Here is a 19,043-nt window from a genome sequence, read left to right as displayed (position 1 = left end):
CAGTTTAAGTGAAGAATGAGCGATTAAAAAACGCCGACCCTTATCAGGAAAGGCTCTCACTGCATTGCAGGACTTTGCGTAGCCAGCAATTTGCCCCTATCTTTGCACCTATCTTTGCCACAATCGGCGCGCTTGCCTGCAAGACCCCGGCGAAGCGCCATAGGCGTTGCACCGTCATGTCAATGTTGCGCGCCGCGAAACGGCAGTTCGTCGCAGCCGGGTTGAGATGTCCACGCCCAAGCATTACCATCGGCGCCTCAACGTACAATCGTCCTGATCTGCCCAGGAAACACGCGATGCCATCTTTCACACTGTCCCTGCTCCAGCCGTTCTGGCGACGGCTGTGGATCTATGCCCTGACCACAGTCGGCTGCGCGTGGCTGTACAGCACGATCTACCAGGAATCGTTCGCGGATGATCTCGTCTATGCGGCATGCATTGCTGCGATCGTCCAGTGCCTCGTGGCAGGCGGACGCCACATGCTGGCGTACCAGCGACGGCGGCAGGGGCGTGACGACGCCGACGCCGACGCCGACGCCGCGCGAAACTGGCCGGGTTGGAGATGGATGTTGCCGTGGGTGGTCGTGAGCGTGGTGATTGGCTACTTCGCCGGCATTCGCGTCGGCGATGTCCTGCTCGGGATTCGTTATATCCCGATCTTGGTGGCACATGACGCACGCACAGTGATGATCAGCATCGCCGTGGCGCTGATGCCGGCGGGCTTCCTGACCTACGTGTTCTATGCGCGTAACCGGATGGCGGCGATCGAGTTGCGAGCCGAAGCCGCACAACGGACAGCTGCGGAAAGTCAGCTCAAGCTGCTCGAGTCGCAGCTCGAACCGCACATGCTTTTCAACACGCTGGCGAATCTGCGTGTGCTGATCGGGCATGATCCACTGCGCGCACAGGCAATGCTTGATCACCTGATTGGCTTCCTGCGCTCAACGCTTGCCGCGTCGCGCGCGGGATCTCATACGCTTTCGGCGGAATTCGCGCGTATCTCTGACTATCTCGCGCTGATGCAGATTCGGATGGGGCCACGCTTGCAAATTCAGCTCGATCTCCCTCAGCAATTATCGGCTTACCAGGTGCCACCGCTGCTGCTGCAACCGCTGGTGGAAAACGCCATCAAGCACGGGCTCGAGCCCAAAGTGAGCGGCGGACGTGTGGTCGTGACTGCAGAGCGTCACGCGAGCCATCTGGTGTTGACTGTCCGCGACACGGGCGTCGGCCTCGACGCGCAAGCGCACCATGGCGCCCGCTTCGGGCTGCAGCAGGTGCGCGAGCGTCTTTTCACGTTGTACGGCCCGGCCGGCACGCTGGCGCTGCGACCGGCGCACAACGAGGATGGCGGCACGCTTGCCGTCGTCACGCTGCCATGTTCAAGGAAAGATGCAAAATGAAAACGACTGCACTGATCGCAGAAGACGAAGCGCTGCTGGCCGCCAACCTGCAATCCGAACTAGTGGGTTTGTGGCCGGATCTGGAGATCGTTGCCATCGTGGGCGACGGGCGGAGTGCGGCGCGAGAGGCGCTTCGACTTCAGCCCGACATGCTTTTCCTCGATATCCGCATGCCGGGCATGACCGGGCTCGAATGTGCAGAGGCGCTCGCCGAAGAATGGCCTGAAGGCGGCAAGCCGTTTCCGCTGATTGTATTCGTCACGGCCTACGACGAGTACGCGGTTCAAGCCTTCGAGCGCGCGGCCTTCGACTACGTGCTCAAGCCCGTGCAAACGCCCCGGCTCGAACAAACCTGTGCACGCCTGAAAGAGCGTCTGAAAGAGCGATCGCCCGACAGCAGCGTGCCCGCGTCGCTAGGCGGCATCGTTATCCAGATGCGCGAACTGCTCGCAGCCGGCAGCCCGCAACCAGCACACCTCGCACAGGACAGCGCGCCGCTGCGCATCATCCAGGCGAGCGTAGGCAACACCATTTCAATGGTGCCCGTCGATGATGTCCTGTACTTCGAGGCGGCCGACAAATACGTGCGTGTCGTCACGGCGCAACGCGAACACCTGGTCCGGTCGTCACTGAAGGAATTGCTGCAGAGACTCGACCCGCAACGGTTCTGGCAGATCCATCGAGGTTCGGTGGTGCATTGCGATGCGATCGCCAGCGCGCAACGCGACGAGTCCGGCAAGCTGACTTTGACGCTGCGAGAGCACCCGGACCGCCTTGTCGTCAGCCGGCTTTACGCGGACCGCTTCCGCGGCATATAAGACGAATGTCGCCGACATAGCGAGCTTCGGTGGCCGCTCCCCGCTATCGGCTTGCAATCCGTTGCTGGCCATCCATCGACGCTTCGATCTGCAGCGCAACGAGTTTGCCCATGCGGGATGCGTCGTGCTCCGCGGTTGATCGAGTGTTGCCAACCGCTTTCTTGGCCGCACCGGCAGCAAGCGACCCGCTTCCCATAATTAAAAGCGCACCGGGCGACTTACCGCTGGCCGAGCTCACGTCGAAAGCCAATACAGCCGTTGAACGACCGGAACTGACGGAAGACACAGTGACGTGCATCCTGACAGCGGTTGCACCCCGCCCAAGGCCAACCATGATCCGCTTGCTTTCGTTGCCTTCGTCGATAGCAATGAATTCACCGTCGACCACAAGACTGGAACGGGCACTGGCCCCGGCGGATGCCCCAGCCTTCCCGGTTGGAATCTGCACCTTCTTTAGCTCGTCGGACAGCCCTTGCGTGAAGGCCGTCTGAACGCTCTGCACCAGCCTAACCGGCGTCAGGTCGTCGCTGGTTCCGAACAAGTGCATCCTGCGCCTGCGCAACTTCGCCGCAAGGGAAGTGTCCATCGTTACGGTGCTGGTCGGCGCGGCAAAGTCGCGCACCAGCACTATGTCCGGTTTAGGAAGATCGTGAACCTCGCCGCCAAGTTCGACTTCATCGACCTTGGCCCCACCTGTCAAAAAATTGCCGACGCTGTCTTGCGCCTGCGCGGCTTGAAGCCCTGCAAATGTCAAAAAGACGGCGGCGATCACGGTCCGTTTCATATCGATTCCTCTAGTTGATAGCAATGCACCGTCCCGCTTTCGCTCGGCTTGCTGCACCGATAGGGCCGCGTTCGGAGTCAGCGGGTTCGCTTTCTCCGACGCGTATAGTGGACATCCTGCGCACTCGCTGCCACGGCATTGCGACGAAGCGCGGTGACAGGTCGCAAAAGGCCTCCGCGCCGTCGTAAAGTCAGGCTCAGAGCCATTCCTTGGCGCGATCGAAAGAACGAAGGCAGTCACGCGAACACGCCAGTCCAGGCGCCCGCGCATTTGACTGCCCGTGGGCGTATTACTGCTGGGCGTGCTTCGCCGCGTCTTCAATCACCGCGGCCACTTCCTTCGGACGCGATTCGTAGACGGAGTGGCTTGCACCCGCCAGCACGGTCGTATGGCTATGGGCGCGCTGGTAGTAGAAACGCTCGAGATCCGGATTGATGATCTTGTCGGCACCGGCCACGATGCCCCAGCTTGGCTTGGTGGTCCAGGCGGCGGCTGTCATCGGCTGGGAGAAGACCTTCGCGGCGGTCAGGATCTGCGATTGTGCTTCGAACTGGGCTTGCTTGAGCGGCAAATCAGCAGCGAAGTCCTTCGGAAAATCCGCTGGATTCAGGTATGTATAGCCGTCGTCGGTCTTCTTGATCGCGCCGGGCTGCTTCGACGTATAGCTGGGATATTGCTTACCCAGATCGGACTCGTCTTCGCCGACTGCCGGTGCATGCGCGGCCACATACACCAGGCCGGCCACCTTCGGATCGACACCCGCTTCGGTGATGATCGAGCCGCCATAGCTGTGCGCTACCAGAATAGTCGGGCCGTCCTGCAGGTCGATCACGCGTTTGGCGGCAGCGACATCGTCGTCGAGCGAGCTCAGCGGCTCCTGCACCATGGTGACGTGGTAGCCGTCCTTGGTCAGGATGTCATAGACCGGCTTCCAGCCTGAGCCGTCCACCCATGCGCCGTGTACCAGAACAACGTTCTTGACCGGAGTCGTGGTGGGTTGGGTGTCCTGCGCCATGGCAGCGGAAGCGGCGAACACGCATGCGGAAAGGGACAAAACAGATGCAGCGAAAGGCAAGATCTTCACGACGAAACTCCATCAATAGGGGCTGAAATAAGCAGCTTGAATAAAGGGGGAAAAGTTTAAGAAATAGCTGGCTTGATCCGTCTCCACGCGGGACTGCGCGAAGCACATGTCTATCAAGCCGTCTATCTCTACATCCAGAACATGCGAGGATCCTGCGTACGACAGCACATTGCACAGGATCCGCACCGCGTCACTTAGCTACCGAAGAACAAATTGCAGAAGCTGACCGGACCGACGCAGTTGGACTGCATCGCCGTATGGGTTGCCGCGCCCGACGCTGAGCTACCGTTCTCCGCGACACCGCCAACGGCCTGGTTTGCCAGTTGCTGGTCATTCTGCGCAGCGATCTTGGCTTCGGCCGCCTGAATGTCCGACGGGTAGTTGATGTCGTTAGCGCCCGGGGTATAACCGGCCTGCTCGACACGAACGAGGTCAGCGCGCACTTCTGCGCGCGTCAGCGGCGCATTCGACTGGGCGAAGCTGAGAACCGGGGCACCAAGGGTAGCGACGGCGAGAGCGATACCAACGAGAATTTTCGACATGATTGAGATTCCTTCATTAAGTTAAGGTCACTGAGCAGGACATACACCTGTCAGCGGGTGATAAATAATTGGGTTGAAACATCTTTCAGGTGACTCGGAAACAGTTTGATCCACCCATGACTTCAAAACAGCGACACGATCATTACCAATTCGTCATGTTCGGACGTTCACTTCCTTTAACATCGCATTCCTAACTGAATGACGATGTATTCTTCTTGCGGGACAGGACAGCTAACTTCGACATTCTGGTCCACTGATGGCTGATCGGCTCACTCCTGTCCATATGAGGCAAACACAGGGGCCAGGATTAATTGCAGACTTTTCTTGAAGCGGATCAAAGTACGGGGTCGGTATCCCGGCATCCCTTTACCGGTCTGCGCCAGACATCAGTTCCTTACGACAGGCAAATATTCGCTCCAACGCGCGTCCGTCTCCACCGTTTTGCGACAGATCGGCCATACGCGTCGCGAAACGCATTGGAGAAGTCGCGAAACGCGCGTGCTTTGTGAATCAGGAGTATGGAGCGTGCGGACTGACGGCGCGGGGTCCGGCTACTTTTTACCCTAGCGTGATTTTTCTTTGGGATCTTCGGTACGGCAGCGCATTGCGACGCGACGTACTCCAGATGACACACGGTCAAGGCTTATTTGTTTCCCCGGAGTCGAATGCTCTGATCGTGCGCTCGTACATTTCGCCGGCGACAAGCAGTCGCAAACCCGGCGCAACGTTCAGACGCTCAGGTTCGGTCCAGGGGTTCTTGTACACTTCGAGTCGGCGATGCGTGAGCGCGGTTTCATGACGAAGTCGCTTGCCGGGGGCAGAAAAGTTTCAGGATTTGACCAGCGCCCCCGCTTGCCCAAAGCTTGCCCGCATTCCGGCGTGATATCGATTGCTTCCGCCTGAAACCAAAATGCGGGTCTTGACATTGATATCGGGCTGAAACCCCTGTCAGGGAAGGCACTGAGCCGGCCGGCTGAATCACAGGCCGATGATTGAACCCACTCAAAGCGTATTCAGTTCAAGTGAAAAACGACGTCACCTCCGATCTCGAGTTTTTTGTCCAGCTGGCGCGCCTCGGCAGCTTGTCGGCGGCCGCCCGTGCGCTTGATCTGACGCCACCGGCAGCCACCCGGCGGCTGGCGCTGATGGAGCAGCGCCTGGGCGTCAGGCTCGTGAACCGCACGACACGCAGTGCTAGCCTCACAGACGAAGGCGACACGTATCTGCGGCATGCTACGCGTATTCTTGCCGCGGTGAGTGAGATGGAAGACGCCGTATCGCGCAGCCGCGAAGCGCCACGCGGCATATTGCGTGTGAATGCCTCGCTCGGCTTCGGCCGCACGACCATCTCGCCGCTCGTCTCCGCGTTCGTGCAGCGTTATCCGCAGGTCGAGGTTCAACTGGATGTGACGGACCGCCCGGTGGATATCGTCGAGCAAGGTTTCGATCTCGCGATCCGCTTCGGCGCGTTACCTGATACGCGGCTGAACGCGCGCCGCATCATGTCGAACCGGCGCTTCCTGTGCGCATCGCCGGCCTATCTGCAGCAGCACGGCAACCCGGGCGCGCTTGCGGATCTTGCGCGCCACCGGACCATCCTTCATCGGCAGAATGACGACGCCTACGGCGTCTGGCGTTTTACGCGCGAAGGCGAGACGGTGTCGGTCAAGGTGCACGGTGGACTCTCGAGCAATGACGGCGACATCGTACTCGGATGGGCGCTTGATGGACATGGCATCTCGATCCGCTCAGAATGGGACCTCGCGAAATACCTCGAAAGCGGCAGGCTGAAAGTCGTGCTGCCGGAATTCCTTTTGCCGCCGGCGGACCTGTTTGTCTACTATCCAAGCCGCCGCAACCAACCCGCGCGTATTCGTGCATTCATCGACTTCCTGGTCGAGCACTTTCGCGCGTCCCAGTAACCCCGCTTGTTGATATCGACTGCTCCGTCATGACAACTGCCCGCATTGCGTATTTACAGTGGCCCGAAGGATTGCAACCGGAAGGGCCGGCATGGGATGCCATTCGCCGCTCCGTGGAAACTGCCCGCCCCGATATTCTCGTCACCAACGAAATGCCGTTCGGCCCGTGGCTCGCGGAGCATGCAAGCTTCGATGCGCAAGCCGCGCAACGTAGCATCGCGCTGCATGAGCGCGCCCTGGATGCGTTGAGCAACCTTGGCGCTGCGGCGGTGATTTCATCGCGTCCGGTTGCCTTCAACGGTCGCCTCGCCAACGAGGCGTTCGTGCTGGAATCGAACGCGTATCGCATGATCCATCACAAGAAGTACTTCCCGCAGGAGCCGGGTTTCTTCGAGGAAGCATGGTACGTGCGCGGCGCGGGCGGATTCGACTGCATGCAAGTCGGACAGGTCAAGGTGGGCGTGTTGCTTTGCACCGAGTTGTTCTTCAACGACCGCGCACGAGCGTATGGTCGAGACGGCGCCGACCTCGTCGTGACGCCACGTGCAACCGGAACGTCGCTGGCGCGATGGAAAACGGCGGGCACGATGGCAGCCATCGTGTCGGGTGCGTGGTTCGTCAGTTCGAACCGGCATGGTCCGGGCGCGCTTGGCCAACAGTTTGGAGGCGCCGGATTCGGGGTGTCGCCTCAAGGTGTTCTGCTCGAGGAAACCAGTGAAGAAACGCCGGTGCGCATTGTCACGATCGATCTTGATGCAGCCCGAGCGCAGAAAGCGCAGTACCCGTGTTACGTGAAAGAGATGCCCTGACTTGGACCGGCCGGGGCACGGGAAATGGACTATGTCGGGCATTTATTGCTGATTTGTTGGCAACCGCTTAATTCGGCGATTTGTTACCGAAACGGGGCACCTCGTATGCACCAGCTTGGCGAAACACGCTTATTGTTCTCGAAACGGCAAATATCTTTCGCCGAAACTATCGTGTCAAAGAGGCAATAGGCGACCTAGATTTGTATTCATCAGAAGCGCATGCAGACATAGAACTCAGTCTCAACGACTTCCGAAACCGAAAACAATCTATGGAGGTTTCATCATGATCAAGTTAGCCAAGTCACTTCTCCCGGCCCTGCTTATTGCCTCTGCGCTCGCCGCTCCTACATTTGCATTTGCTCAGGACAACAACGCGCCTGTGACGCGTGCGGAAGTCCGCGCCCAGTTGACCCAGCTGGAAAAGGCCGGCTACAGCCCGGCGACCAACGACAATTACTATCCTCAAGCACTGCAGCAAGCGCAGCAACGCGTTGATGCATCGAACGGGGTAGCGTCACAATCGTACGGCCCGTCGACCAGTGGTACATCTGCTTCAGGCTTGCGGGTTACCGTCGCCCCGGTTTCGGGCAACGACCAGCATTCGATTTACTTTGGTCACTAAGATAAGATTTGATCAACTGCGCCGCGGATTGACCGCTTAGCGTAGGAAGGTAGGAACTCAAAAATCGTTCATTGCTTAAAAGCCGTGAGCAATTTTTTTATGTGTGGCAGACTACTAAGCCATCCTCAGTATTATCCAAGTCTGATCCTCGCATCAACAGATAGCCGTTGCGGCGCCCTCAAACGCGCAACGGCTTCTGCAACATCGCGAGGATAGCGCCTGCGGCAAGCAGGATCGACGAATACACGAGTCCACGAGCGAGACCGGCACCATCCGAGATCCAGCCAATTACGATCGGCCCGACAATCTGCCCCACAGCGAACACGATCGTAAATGCACCGATCCCGCGGGTCCATTGCACGGCCGGAAGATTGTGCCGGACGAACGCTGTAGTCGACGCTACCGCCGACAAAAACGTCGCACCGAATAACGCGCCCGATACGAATGCCACCACTGGTTGCGTGAACAGCGTGGGCATCACGGTAGCGAACGCGAGAACCGCGTTGAACACCGCCAATGCCTTCCCGCCGCTCATGCGGTTGAGCAGTCCCGACCAGAGCCGGGCCGAGACAATTGTCGCCAGACCGAGCAGTACGTAGAACGCGGTCACCACGGCCGCGCTCATGCCGGCTGCGCGTAGCAGCGCGATGAGAAAGGTCATGTAGCCGATATAGCCCACGCCGAAAAGCGCGTAACCGGCCAGCATGAAACCGAAGCGTCGCCAGGGCAAAGGGCTTGGACGCACTGGCGAAGCAGCGCGTGCGGCAGCAAACACCGGCGATGGTTCGCTGTGCTCGATCCTGCGAGCGGCGGCAATCGCTGCTATGGACGCCAACGCGCAGGCCGCAGCCAACGCGAACCAGGCCCATTGCCAGCCATGCGGTCCGCTGATCGTGGTCACGGGCACGAGTAGCGCCGCGACGACTATCCCGCTCCCCGCGCCGCCGTAAAAGAGCCCGAGCACCAGGCCTGCATCGCGTGGATGGGCCGATGCGAGACGCGCGGCCAACACCCCGCCGCCGACGAAAATCAACGCACTGCTGATACCGGTGACGACTCGTTGCGCGAGCAACGCATGGGTATTGGAAACCAGGCCGCCGATGCTCATCAACGCTGCCGTCAAGACACATCCCGCGATGAAACAGAGACCCACAGGCCATCGACGCGATACAAACGGAAAAGCGAGCGCACCAAGCAGATAACCAAGTGCATTGGCGGTGTTCATCGCGCCGGCTTGCGCAAAGCTCCAGCCGAGATCGGCCTTCATGGCGGGCAGCAGGAGTGCGTAGGAGAAGCGCGTGAGGCCCAGCGCGATAGCGCTGCCGAATGACAAACCCGCGGCCAGAACGAGCGTGTGCCGGCGAGAGCGTGATGCATGAACAGGTGCTGCCTGTGCCTCGGTGCTGCGTGTGTCGTCGATCATCGGCTAAGGCGGCTGGTGGGCTGACGGGCTAAACAGGAACGGGGACATAAACGTCACCGGAAGCGGCCACGGTATCTGGCGGCGTGTCGCTATGGTAACGCGCCTTGGCTTCCGCGCCCTTCGCTCCCTGCTCCCTGCTCCCCTGCTTGATGCCTTGATGCCAGGTCCGCCCTTTGGCTTAACAAAAACACAGCTGCAAAACGCAGATAGCGTGCCGAAGCACGCTATCTCGTTACCGGTGGCCAGACCCGAAGCCCTACTTCTCGCTCGCCGCACCCGACGGCCTGACATTCGTGCAAGTCGCCACGCATCCGAGCACGAGCGCCACACCGGTCACCACCAGCGCGCCATTTGCCAGCCCGACGCCGGCCGCGACAACCGAACACGCGGCGTAGCCATTCAATGCAGCGATAAAGACCGGATACGCGCGATCGGCCATCGCCATTGCCAGGTAAGCGCCGATCAACGCGACCATCGCGCCGATGATCACCACCGCCACCGCGCCGCCTTCGAACCCAGCGGTGTAGGCGATGACCGTGCACAACGCGGCGCAGGCGAAGTGCATCGCGCTAGTCAGTCGTGCATTCGATACCCCGAAGCGCACGCGGCTCAGTACGAACGCCAACGCAATCGCCACGATGCCGCCGAGCGCCGTCAGCTCGAGCGAAGCGCCCGGGTCGAAACCGAGCACACGATCTGCCGATGCCGAAGCAAGCGCGGCGAGCGCCAGCGCACTTTGCATCGATGCGGGCGTGGTCCGGCCTAACCGCGGCGTCAGCATCGCGAACGCCGCGATGGCCAACGCGACAAGCGTCGAGTCGAAGCCCGTCGCCATGCCGTAAGCAACGATCACCGCCGCCCCCACGCCGGTTGCATCGCGCAACGCCTGCCGCCGCGTGGGCGAGACTGCGCCCGGCGCCTTCAGGCTCTGCATCGACGCCATCACTGCAAACGCACACAACGCACCGTCGAGCATTGATGTCTCCGCATCAGAGCAAGCGATTGACCAGGGTCCCGATACCCTTGATCGAGACACACACCTCGGCGCCGTCCTTGATCGAGCCGATGCCGAGCGACGTGCCGCAGGCGATGACATCGCCGGGTTCAAGCGTCATGTCGTGCGAGATCAGGCTGACCTGTTCGGCGGGCGTGAAGATCATGTCGTCGATCGGATAGTTTTGCCGCTCGACACCGTCAAGCGTGGTGATCACGTGCGCCGCACGCCAGTCGAATCCGGTTGCGATCGTGGGTCCAAGGCACCCGAAGGTATCGAAACCCTTCGCGCGGCACCATTGCGGAAAGTTCGGATCTTCCTGAAGGAGTTCGCCCGCCGTGACGTCGTTGACGCACGTGTAGCCGAAGATCGCGGCCTCCGCTTCTTCCACCGATACCGACGAGCAACGCCGGCCGATCACGATGCCTAGCTCGCCTTCGTAGGCAATCTTGCCGTCGTAGCTGACGGGCCGCCGTATCGCCTCGTGCGTGCCGATCACCGACCGTGCGGGCTTGATCAGGAACAGGGGATGTTTGGGCGGCGCTTTATCGAGCTTCTTCGATAGCGCGTAGAAGTTGTTCCAGAGCGCAACGATCTTGCCCGGCTGGCAGGGTGCCAGCAGCGTGACCTCTTCTATGCCCATCTCCTCGCCCGTCGGCTGCGTGCCGTCGATGTCGAAAGGAGAACCCTCGTACCGCATCACGCGCCTGCCATATTCGGACAGCGTACCGAAGCCCACCGCGCCATCGGCGCAGGAAAAACGTATCCAGTTAGCCACGTTGAAAGCCCTGAAGAAGTGGTGTTGCCGTCTCTGCAAAACGGCAGCCGGAACCCGCAGCGATACCTGCCCGCCGGTCCCTACGTACGAGACGACCCTAGATCGCCCCGAGGCTTCGCAACGTCGCGATCTGATCGGGCGAGTATCCGAGTTCCGCCATCACTTCGTCGGTATGCTCGCCGAGCAGAGGTGAGCGCACGACGTCGGTCGGGCTATCGGAGAGCTTGATCGGGTTGCCTACGGTGAGGTATTTGCCGCGCACCGGATGGTCCACTTCAACGATCGTGCCGGTCTTGCGCAGCGACGGGTCTTCGGCAATTTCCTTCATCGAGAGGATCGGGCCGCATGGAATGTCGTGCTGGTTCAGGATCTCCATGGCTTCGAACTTGGTCTTGGTCATCGTCCACTGTTCGATCTCGGCGAAGATGCCCTTGAGGTGCGGAAGCCGTGCGGCCGGTGTGCGGAAGTCGGGATGGTCGATCCATTCTTCCTTGCCGATCACCTTGCAGATCTCGCCCCAGACCGGCGCTTGCGTGATGAAGTAGATGTACGCGTTCGGATCGGTTTCCCAGCCCTTGCATTTCAGGATCCAGCCGGGCTGGCCGCCGCCGGACGCGTTGCCGGCACGCGGCACGGCCTCGCCGAACGTGCCGTTTGGATACTGCGGGTATTCCTTCATCGTGCCGGTGCGTTCAAGCCGTTGCTGATCGCGCAGTTTCACGCGGCAGAGGTTGAGCACGCCGTCCTGCATGGCGGCGAGCACCTTCTGGCCGCGGCCGGTGGCGTTGCGTTGGTAGAGCGCGGTGACAATGCCGAGCGCGAGATGCAGGCCCGTGCCTGAGTCGCCGATTTGGGCGCCGCTGACGACCGGCGGCCCGTCGTCGAAACCTGTGGTCGAAGCCGCACCGCCTGCGCACTGTGCGACGTTCTCGTAGACCTTGCAGTCTTCGTAGGGGCCGGGGCCGAAGCCTTTCACCGATGCCACGATCATCCTCGGGTTCAGTTCCTGGATGCGTTCCCATGTGAAGCCCATGCGGTCGAGTGCGCCGGGGGCGAAATTCTCGACCAGCACGTCGCAACTCTTCACGAGCGACTCGAGGACCTTTTTGCCGTCGGGGTTTTTCGTATCGATGGTGATCGAACGTTTGTTGTGGTTGAGCATGGTGAAGTAGAGGCTGTCGGCGTCGGGGATATCGCGCAGTTGCTCGCGCGTGATGTCGCCGGCGCCGGCGCGCTCGACCTTGATGACATCGGCGCCGAACCATGCAAGCAATTGCGTGCAGGTCGGGCCCGATTGAACGTGCGTGAAATCGAGGATACGCACCCCGTCTAGGGCTTTGCTCATGCCTGTCTCCTAACCTTTAGTAGGTTTTATATCGTGGTACTTGTGATGCTCTTCGGTAGTGCCCTGTGGGCCGTGCCGGGTTTTAGTGTTGCGGATTCGTTTTGTTTCGTATTGCTCCGACCATGATGGGCTGTTTTTTCCGCTTCTGTAGATGGGGAGCGCCCTCATGGTGCCGGAAATAAAGTGTCGTCACTGTGATATACAATATTCCATACACAGTATTAGTCAAGGGTTTTCGCGCGGCACGCAGGGAATTGTGCGACGCAGCAGGCTGAAGATGCTTGTGCTATGACAGATTGGGTGATTTTTTGCTGCAGTGCGCGGGGATCTCACAACGGGAGGGGTCGGGCGTAGCGTGACTAAACATTCAAGCGACGGTGGTGCGCAGATAAAGAGTCAGAACTATTACAAAACGAATGTCTGGCTCAACGCCACGGGGTCGCCAGGATTATCAAGCGGCATGAGCGAAAAGATGCCGTTCATTTGGTGCGAGGCTATTCGGGCTTAGCGCGGGATATCCCTTAGGCTGTCTCAGTCATCGATGGCAAAGCATGTGGGTATCCGTGTTCGGAAAAGGAGGGTTTCACACCTCCGCGGCTCTGGCGAGCACCGTGCTTTTGGGGCACCACCCGCACTTACTCGGTGACAACGAAAACCACTTGTTCTAGCAATAATGGCCATCTTCATTCGAGGCCTCCGCTGAGAATAGTTTTATGAAAACGAATGGCAATGGTCATTATTTCACCTCTCTCATCAATCAATACGTTTAAAAATTATTGTGAGATATATCAAACTTGAATGCTAGAGTATGAATTGAAACCTTATTTTTGGCGTTATCAGGTGGGTTTTATATCGCATGCCGAAAAAATGTAATCGTTTAACAAATCGATAGAAAAACACCCGTTATTTCTCTGGCTGCTACGCCGAACATGAATACACCGCTTAGTATCAAACGCTGTTGATCCGTTAAGACATAGTGTGTTTTATACGAGGTAATCAAACATGCATAAATCGAACTCTCCAAGAAAAGTACGAGTCATTCGGCTACGATATCCATTGATAAACGCAGCGGTCAAAACACTACTAATGGGGGTTCCGTTTCTACTAGGTTCAACTGCATCGGAAAATATCTCCGCCACCACCATCAACAGTTCAACCAGCCCAGTTGTCTTGCAAACGCTGGACCCGACTACCAATACTTTTGTGGTGCCATCCGCGACTACTATCACGGTTAACACGGGCAACGCCATTGCTGGCGATAACAGCAAGAACTGGCAATTGACCAACAGTGGCACGATCACGCAAAACACGCAGAGCACCGGCATAGCGGCCATTCAACTGAATTCAGCCATAACGAACGCAGCCACGGTGGAAAACTTCGGCACTATTGTGAGTACGGCTAATTCGAGTCTTGGGGTGGCAGGAATCAGACTGCTCAATGGCGGGACTATCATCAACCACAGCGGAGCGAGCCTCAGCTCTGCAGGTTTTTACGGCATTTATAGCGATAGCGGATTTGCCACTGTCATCAATGATGGCGCAATTTCAGGATCTGCCGCTGGAATGCGATTCCTCACTGGCGGAGGCGTAACACAAAGCGCCACCGGAACGATCAGCTCCAGTGCCAGCCCCGGCATTTTTATCGACGCCGGGCCGCTGACGATCAGCAACGCTGGTTCGATTACTTCGACTGGAGGAGCGCCAGGCATACTGGCGCGTAGTACGAGCACCGGGATAATGGCCAATAGCGGACTCATATCAGGCAGTATAGGGGTGCAGATAACAAACACTAGTGGAAACGGAGTGGCGCTGACTAACACCGGCACCATTACCGGCACAGACGGTACTGCCGTTTCCATAGGCGGCAGCAACAACACGTTGACACTGGGAACTGGTTCCGTGCTCAACGGCAGCGCCGCGGTCACTTCAGGTACCAACAACAACCTCGTGCTGCAAGGCACCGGCAGCGCGAGCAACGCCCTCACCGGATTCACTGGTTTGACGATGTCGGGTACCAGTTGGCTTTTAAGTGGCAACGTATCAACCACAGGCACGACCACCGCAGCCACCACGCTCCAGAGCGGCACCCTTACCGTTACCGGCACGCTGAACAACAGTGGCAGCGGTGGCGGCACGAACATTAATAGCGGCGCGGCGCTAAAGATTGGCAATGGCAAAGCCACGGGTAGTGTGAGTGGCGATATTGCCGTCAATAGCGGGGGAACGCTGACCTTTAATCGCTCAGATGACGTCACCTATGCAAATGTGATTAGCGGCAATGGCAGCCTGACCCAAGCGGGCACTGGTACGCTCGCCCTGACGGGATCCAATACATACGCCGGTGGCACCACCATCAGCGCTGGCAGCTTGCAAATCGGCAATGGAGGCACCACCGGCAGCATTACAGGTGACGTCACAAATAACGGCGCACTGGTATTCAACCGGTCGAATGTGCTCACCGTTGGCGGCGCAGTGAGTGGCACAGGTTCACTGACGCAAACGGGTACCGGCACGACCACGCTCACGGGTGCTGGGTCGTCAGTCGCCAGCGCGAATGTCACAGCCGGAACGTTGAATCTGGCGCAGCCTGGTGCACTCACTATTACCGGCAACTACACTACCGGCAGCGGTGCGACCACCCAGATCGCCGCTGATTCCACCCTGGCCGTAGGCGGCGCTTTCACGCAGGCTGCGGGCAGCACGCTCAACGTCGAGATAGGCAGCACGCAGCCCGTCATTGCGGCGACCAGCGCGAATCTGGCGGGGACGCTCAACATCACCGGATTCACTGCGCCCACGCCACCGACCAGCGCGAGCGCGTTGACCGCCACTGAGTTCAATGTCATTCACACCACCGGCCGCATCACGAACGATTTCACATCCGTCACTGTGGGCGGATCGTCAAGTCCGGTTGACTACCTTACGCTGACTGAGGGCAAGTCGGCCAATGGCCTGGACTACAACGTTGGCCTTGGGTTGACCTGGTTTGCCGGGGCGACTCAAGGCAACGGCGTATTTACGCTTGCCAACAGCACTGATGCCTTCAATGTCGATGTCGCGTTGAGTGATCAGCCTGCTTCAAGTGTGCCGTGGAATGGCACGACGCTGACCAAGAACGGCGAGGGCACGCTCACGCTATCGGCAGCTAGTACCTATACGGGTGGCACCACGATTAACGCGGGCACGCTGCAGATTGGTAGTGGCGGCACCACCGGTTCGGTTATCGGCAATATCACCGATAACGCGGCTTTGGCATTTAATCGCAGCGACACCGCGACTTATGACGGCGTGGTCAGCGGCACCGGCTCACTCACGCAAGCGGGCACTGGCACCCTGATCCTGACGGGCGACAACACCTACACCGGTGCCACCACGATCAGCGCGGGCACCTTGCAACTGGGTAATGGCGGCACCACTGGTTCAGTTGCCAGCAACATCACCGATAACGCTGCACTGGTCTTCAATCATTCGGATAGCGTATTCTTCGCCAACATCATTAGTGGCACCGGATCGGTCACTCAAGACGGCACCGGCAAGCTGGTCTTCAATAGCGTGCAAACTTACAGCGGCAATACCAACATCAATAGTGGCACGCTCGCCATTGGCGACGCGGCGCACACCAATGCCAATCTAGCCGGGGGCGGTCTGGTAACCGTAGGCGCAGCGGGTGCGTTGGGCGGCTATGGCAGCGTCGCTGGATCGGTGGTCAATAATGGCTTGATCGGCGTAGGCAACGCGCTACCCGTCTTCGCCAATGGTCCCGATGCGAGTTTCACCATTGCTGGCAATCTCAACAACAGCGGCACCTTGACGATGGCTAATGGCACAGCCGGAGACCGCATGATTGTAGGCGGCACTTATACGTCCAACGGCGGCCGACTCCTGGTCAACACGGTGTTGAATGAAGGCGGCAGCGCATCGAGCTCCGATTTACTGGTCGCTGGCGCCACTGCGCTCGGAACCAAAGGCGCCACGCAACTCGTGGTGAACAATCTCGGCGGGGCCGGAGCGCCGAGTGTCGACAACGGCATCATGGTAGTGCAGGTTCAGGACCCGACGCATTCGGCCGCCGACGCGTTCGTGCTAAGTGGGCGCGCGGTAGCGGGCCCGTATGAATATCAACTGCTTCAGGGTGGCGCACAAAACGCCGATGGCAACTGGTATCTGCGCTCGGAGCTTGAACCAACACCGCCCACGCCCCCTGATCCGCCCACGCCGCCTAACCCACCGCAACCACTCTTCCGACCTGAAGTGGCCGCTTATCTGGCAAACCAGCGTGTGGCCGCAGAAATGTTCGTGCACAGTCTGGATGATCGCGCGAGCGGAACCTCGCAAAGCGCGGCCAATGCCGATGGGTCAAGCCGACCCGGTTCTGTCTGGCTACGCATGGAGGGACGTAACGAAGGCAGCAATAGCAGCGATGGCACCTTCCACGTGAACACCGATTCGTTCCTGATGCAAGGCGGCGTGGAAGTAGCGCAGAAAAAGCTCACACCCGGTGCCGATCTGCTGCATCTCGGGCTGATGGCGACTTACGAGACTGCCCAAAGCAACGCAGAAGCCGCGGGGAACCCGGCGACTGCGCGTGGCAACGTCGCGGGCTATAGCATCGGCGCCTACGGCACCTGGTATCAGAACGATGCAAGCCGGCTCGGTGCTTACGCCGATACCTGGGTGCAATACGGCTGGTTTAACAATAGCGTTGTCGGCGAGGACTTGCCTACAGTGAACTACAACGCGCGCGGCTGGGCGATCTCGGGCGAGTCGGGCTATGCGTTTGCGCTGATCAACGACTGGGTGTTCGAGCCACAAGGCCAGTTGATCTACGCCGATTATCGGGAAGACTCGCTGGCCGAGCTCAATGGCACGCATGTGAATGGCGCCGATTCCAGCGGCGTGATCACGCGGCTTGGACTGCGGCTGCAACGCACGTTCCAGCGCAGCGCCAACAAGACGATGCAGTTCTACGCCACCGTGAATTGGTGGCATACCAGTACCGATAGCTCAATCTCGTTTAATCAGATACCGGTGGGCAGTCTTTATCCAGAGAATCGCTATGAGGTGAAGCTCGGGCTTAACGGCGATCTTGGCAAGAACTGGAGCGCCTGGAGCAATGTGAGCGGAGTTTGGGGCGCGCAGAGCTATCACGCTTATGTCGTGCGCGCAGGGGTTAAGTATGCGTGGTGATTTGCATAACGTATCAATGACCATTCAATGTCGAATTGCACCTAAAACTGACGCACCTAACGGTAATGTCATTCAGTTAAGGTCCTTCTTAAGGTATCGAACGGTGTAACGTTCAGGTCGGCGTTGACGCGCCCTCGCACGCGCGACGGGTTCGTTTTTCGTTCGGCAAAGCCTTGAGCCGTTCACGCAGCCGCTGAAGGCACGCGGCAGTTTTGTACACGGCGGACTCTCGGCGGCCCACATCATTTCGTGCTGGATCGTACGGAGGGCTTGCAGCGCCCCGCCCCAACCAAATAAATGCGAACGAACCTCTAACTCTTAATCCAGAAAATCGCAATTCGCCTCGACGAACGCCGCCAGATCCAGCGAATGCTGCCGCACCAGCCTCTCGACCAATTCAGTATCCCGCGCTTCAAGCGCCTCGATGATCTTCATATGGTCTTCAATCGAGCGCGCTGCCCGATCGCTTTGCGAAATCGTCATCTTCCGGATCGCGCGCACATGCACGAAAATATTCTTGATCGTATCGAAGATGATCTGCGACTTGCTCAACTGCACAATCGCCTGGTGGAAGACGATATTCGCCTCCGAATACTCTTCAATATGCTCAGCCGGCGCCTGATTCTGAAAATGGTCAAACATGTGCCGTAACGTTGCAATCTCTGCATCCGTCGCACGCTGAGTCGCGAGCCTCGCCGCCATGCTTTCCAGCGCGGCCCACATATTGATCATCTCTACAATCTCGTGCTTGGTCTTGCGCACGATATAAATCCCGCGACGCGGCACCGTTCGCAGAAACCCTTCCTGCTCAAGCAACGTCATGGCTTCGCGAATCGGTGTACGACTCACGCCCAGCGCCTCAGTCAAATCCTTCTCATCCAGCCGGATCTCTTCCCGCGAACGATAAATATCCGCCTCGGAAATAGCCTGGCGCAGTCGTGCATAAGCCTGGTCCCGCAACGAAACCGTCGCGTTGATCGGCGCCAGCGAAAGTGTCACGCCAGCAGGCCTGCTTTCCGCCCGCGGTTCAAGAAGATTAGCCGGGGTTGCAGCAACTTCAGTATCAGATGGCATTGATGGTTTGATGTCCCAGGTTCCGCACGCCCGTCGTCGCCCGTGTACCCGTGCTGCCGCCCTGGTCATCCGCCGTCAGCCCAGCGTACCGACCATTGTCCTGCGCGCGCTGCAACACGTCTTGCGGCACCGCCGATGCCAGTGCAAACGTCACACCCACACCGCCCGCTACCAAGGCAATTCCGACCACGACTAATAAAGCGATGCTCATTTCCGGCTCCTAGTGGTTTACTCCAAGAGCCTTCAGTATATGTTGCG

15 protein-coding genes and 1 pseudogene are annotated in these 19,043 nt (G+C 59.1%); 6 read left to right on the top strand and 10 right to left on the bottom strand.

The annotated features are described in order from the left end of the window. The first annotated feature begins 296 nt into the window (after positions 1-296). Positions 297-1,403, top strand: a complete 1,107-nt coding sequence (locus BSU04_RS03965; protein WP_256982115.1) for a sensor histidine kinase — start codon at positions 297-299, stop codon at positions 1,401-1,403. Then, on the top strand, positions 1,400-2,221 hold the full coding sequence (locus BSU04_RS03960; RefSeq protein WP_089159367.1) for a LytR/AlgR family response regulator transcription factor: 822 nt from the start codon (positions 1,400-1,402) through the stop codon (positions 2,219-2,221). The genes BSU04_RS03965 and BSU04_RS03960 overlap by 4 nt, the downstream gene beginning before the upstream one ends. 43 nt (positions 2,222-2,264) lie before the next feature. Here BSU04_RS03960 and BSU04_RS03955 read toward each other — a convergent pair whose 3' ends face one another. The 3 genes from BSU04_RS03955 to BSU04_RS03945 all read right to left on the bottom strand — a co-directional run bounded on the left by BSU04_RS03955 (position 2,265) and on the right by BSU04_RS03945 (position 4,631). After that, the gene (locus BSU04_RS03955) at positions 2,265-3,062 is read right to left on the bottom strand and encodes a DUF4410 domain-containing protein (protein ID WP_218827224.1); all 798 of its coding nucleotides are present in this window, start codon (positions 3,060-3,062) and stop codon (positions 2,265-2,267) included. A 232-nt stretch (positions 3,063-3,294) separates the two neighbouring features. Continuing rightward, on the bottom strand, positions 3,295-4,020 hold the full coding sequence (locus BSU04_RS03950; RefSeq protein WP_089159365.1) for an alpha/beta hydrolase: 726 nt from the start codon (positions 4,018-4,020) through the stop codon (positions 3,295-3,297). 263 nt (positions 4,021-4,283) lie between these two features. Next, positions 4,284-4,631, bottom strand: a complete 348-nt coding sequence (locus BSU04_RS03945) for a DUF4148 domain-containing protein (RefSeq protein ID WP_089159364.1) — start codon at positions 4,629-4,631, stop codon at positions 4,284-4,286. 1,022 nt (positions 4,632-5,653) lie between these two features. On the opposite strand from BSU04_RS03945, the gene BSU04_RS03940 reads away from it, so the two are divergent. The 3 genes from BSU04_RS03940 (at position 5,654) to BSU04_RS03930 (ending at position 7,984) form a co-directional block, all read left to right on the top strand. After that, on the top strand, positions 5,654-6,553 hold the full coding sequence (locus tag BSU04_RS03940; RefSeq protein WP_089159363.1) for a LysR substrate-binding domain-containing protein: 900 nt from the start codon (positions 5,654-5,656) through the stop codon (positions 6,551-6,553). A gap of 29 nt (positions 6,554-6,582) precedes the next feature. Further along, positions 6,583-7,362 (top strand): carbon-nitrogen hydrolase family protein, encoded by a 780-nt coding sequence (locus tag BSU04_RS03935; RefSeq protein WP_089159362.1) that lies wholly within the window; start codon positions 6,583-6,585, stop codon positions 7,360-7,362. A 283-nt stretch (positions 7,363-7,645) separates the two neighbouring features. After that, on the top strand, positions 7,646-7,984 hold the full coding sequence (locus BSU04_RS03930) for a DUF4148 domain-containing protein (protein WP_089159361.1): 339 nt from the start codon (positions 7,646-7,648) through the stop codon (positions 7,982-7,984). 178 nt (positions 7,985-8,162) lie between these two features. Here BSU04_RS03930 and BSU04_RS03925 read toward each other — a convergent pair whose 3' ends face one another. The 4 genes from BSU04_RS03925 to frc form a co-directional block, all read right to left on the bottom strand. Beyond that, on the bottom strand, positions 8,163-9,407 hold the full coding sequence (locus BSU04_RS03925; protein ID WP_089159360.1) for a YbfB/YjiJ family MFS transporter: 1,245 nt from the start codon (positions 9,405-9,407) through the stop codon (positions 8,163-8,165). A 256-nt stretch (positions 9,408-9,663) separates the two neighbouring features. Further along, positions 9,664-10,383 carry a hypothetical protein gene (locus BSU04_RS03920; RefSeq protein WP_089159359.1) on the bottom strand — a complete coding sequence of 240 codons (720 nt, stop codon included), beginning with the start codon at positions 10,381-10,383 and terminating at the stop codon, positions 9,664-9,666. A gap of 13 nt (positions 10,384-10,396) precedes the next feature. Continuing rightward, positions 10,397-11,179: a fumarylacetoacetate hydrolase family protein gene (locus tag BSU04_RS03915; RefSeq protein ID WP_089159358.1), complete on the bottom strand. Its 783-nt coding sequence runs from the start codon at positions 11,177-11,179 to the stop codon at positions 10,397-10,399. Between the two features lie 97 nt (positions 11,180-11,276). Further along, positions 11,277-12,524, bottom strand: a complete 1,248-nt coding sequence (gene frc / locus BSU04_RS03910; protein ID WP_089159357.1) for a formyl-CoA transferase — start codon at positions 12,522-12,524, stop codon at positions 11,277-11,279. A 1,803-nt stretch (positions 12,525-14,327) separates the two neighbouring features. On the opposite strand from frc, the gene BSU04_RS03905 reads away from it, so the two are divergent. Beyond that, positions 14,328-17,711: an autotransporter outer membrane beta-barrel domain-containing protein gene (locus BSU04_RS03905; protein ID WP_179258192.1), complete on the top strand. Its 3,384-nt coding sequence runs from the start codon at positions 14,328-14,330 to the stop codon at positions 17,709-17,711. 72 nt (positions 17,712-17,783) lie between these two features. Here BSU04_RS03905 and BSU04_RS47335 read toward each other — a convergent pair. The 3 genes and pseudogenes from BSU04_RS47335 to BSU04_RS03895 form a co-directional block, all read right to left on the bottom strand. Continuing rightward, a pseudogene (locus tag BSU04_RS47335) lies at positions 17,784-17,987 on the bottom strand (IS4 family transposase); the annotation flags it as partial. Between the two features lie 42 nt (positions 17,988-18,029). Then, complete coding sequence (locus BSU04_RS03900) at positions 18,030-18,710, bottom strand: GntR family transcriptional regulator (protein WP_373452789.1); 681 nt, start codon at positions 18,708-18,710, stop codon at positions 18,030-18,032. 64 nt (positions 18,711-18,774) lie between these two features. Then, positions 18,775-18,996, bottom strand: a complete 222-nt coding sequence (locus BSU04_RS03895) for a hypothetical protein (RefSeq protein WP_089159354.1) — start codon at positions 18,994-18,996, stop codon at positions 18,775-18,777. Positions 18,997-19,043 lie beyond the last annotated feature (47 nt).

This window comes from Caballeronia sordidicola, assembly GCF_002220365.1.
GTDB classification, from domain to species: Bacteria; Pseudomonadota; Gammaproteobacteria; order Burkholderiales; family Burkholderiaceae; genus Caballeronia; species Caballeronia sordidicola_C.
The sequence above is the reverse complement of the archived record's forward strand: the minus strand, read 5'-3'. Positions and strand labels throughout refer to the sequence as shown.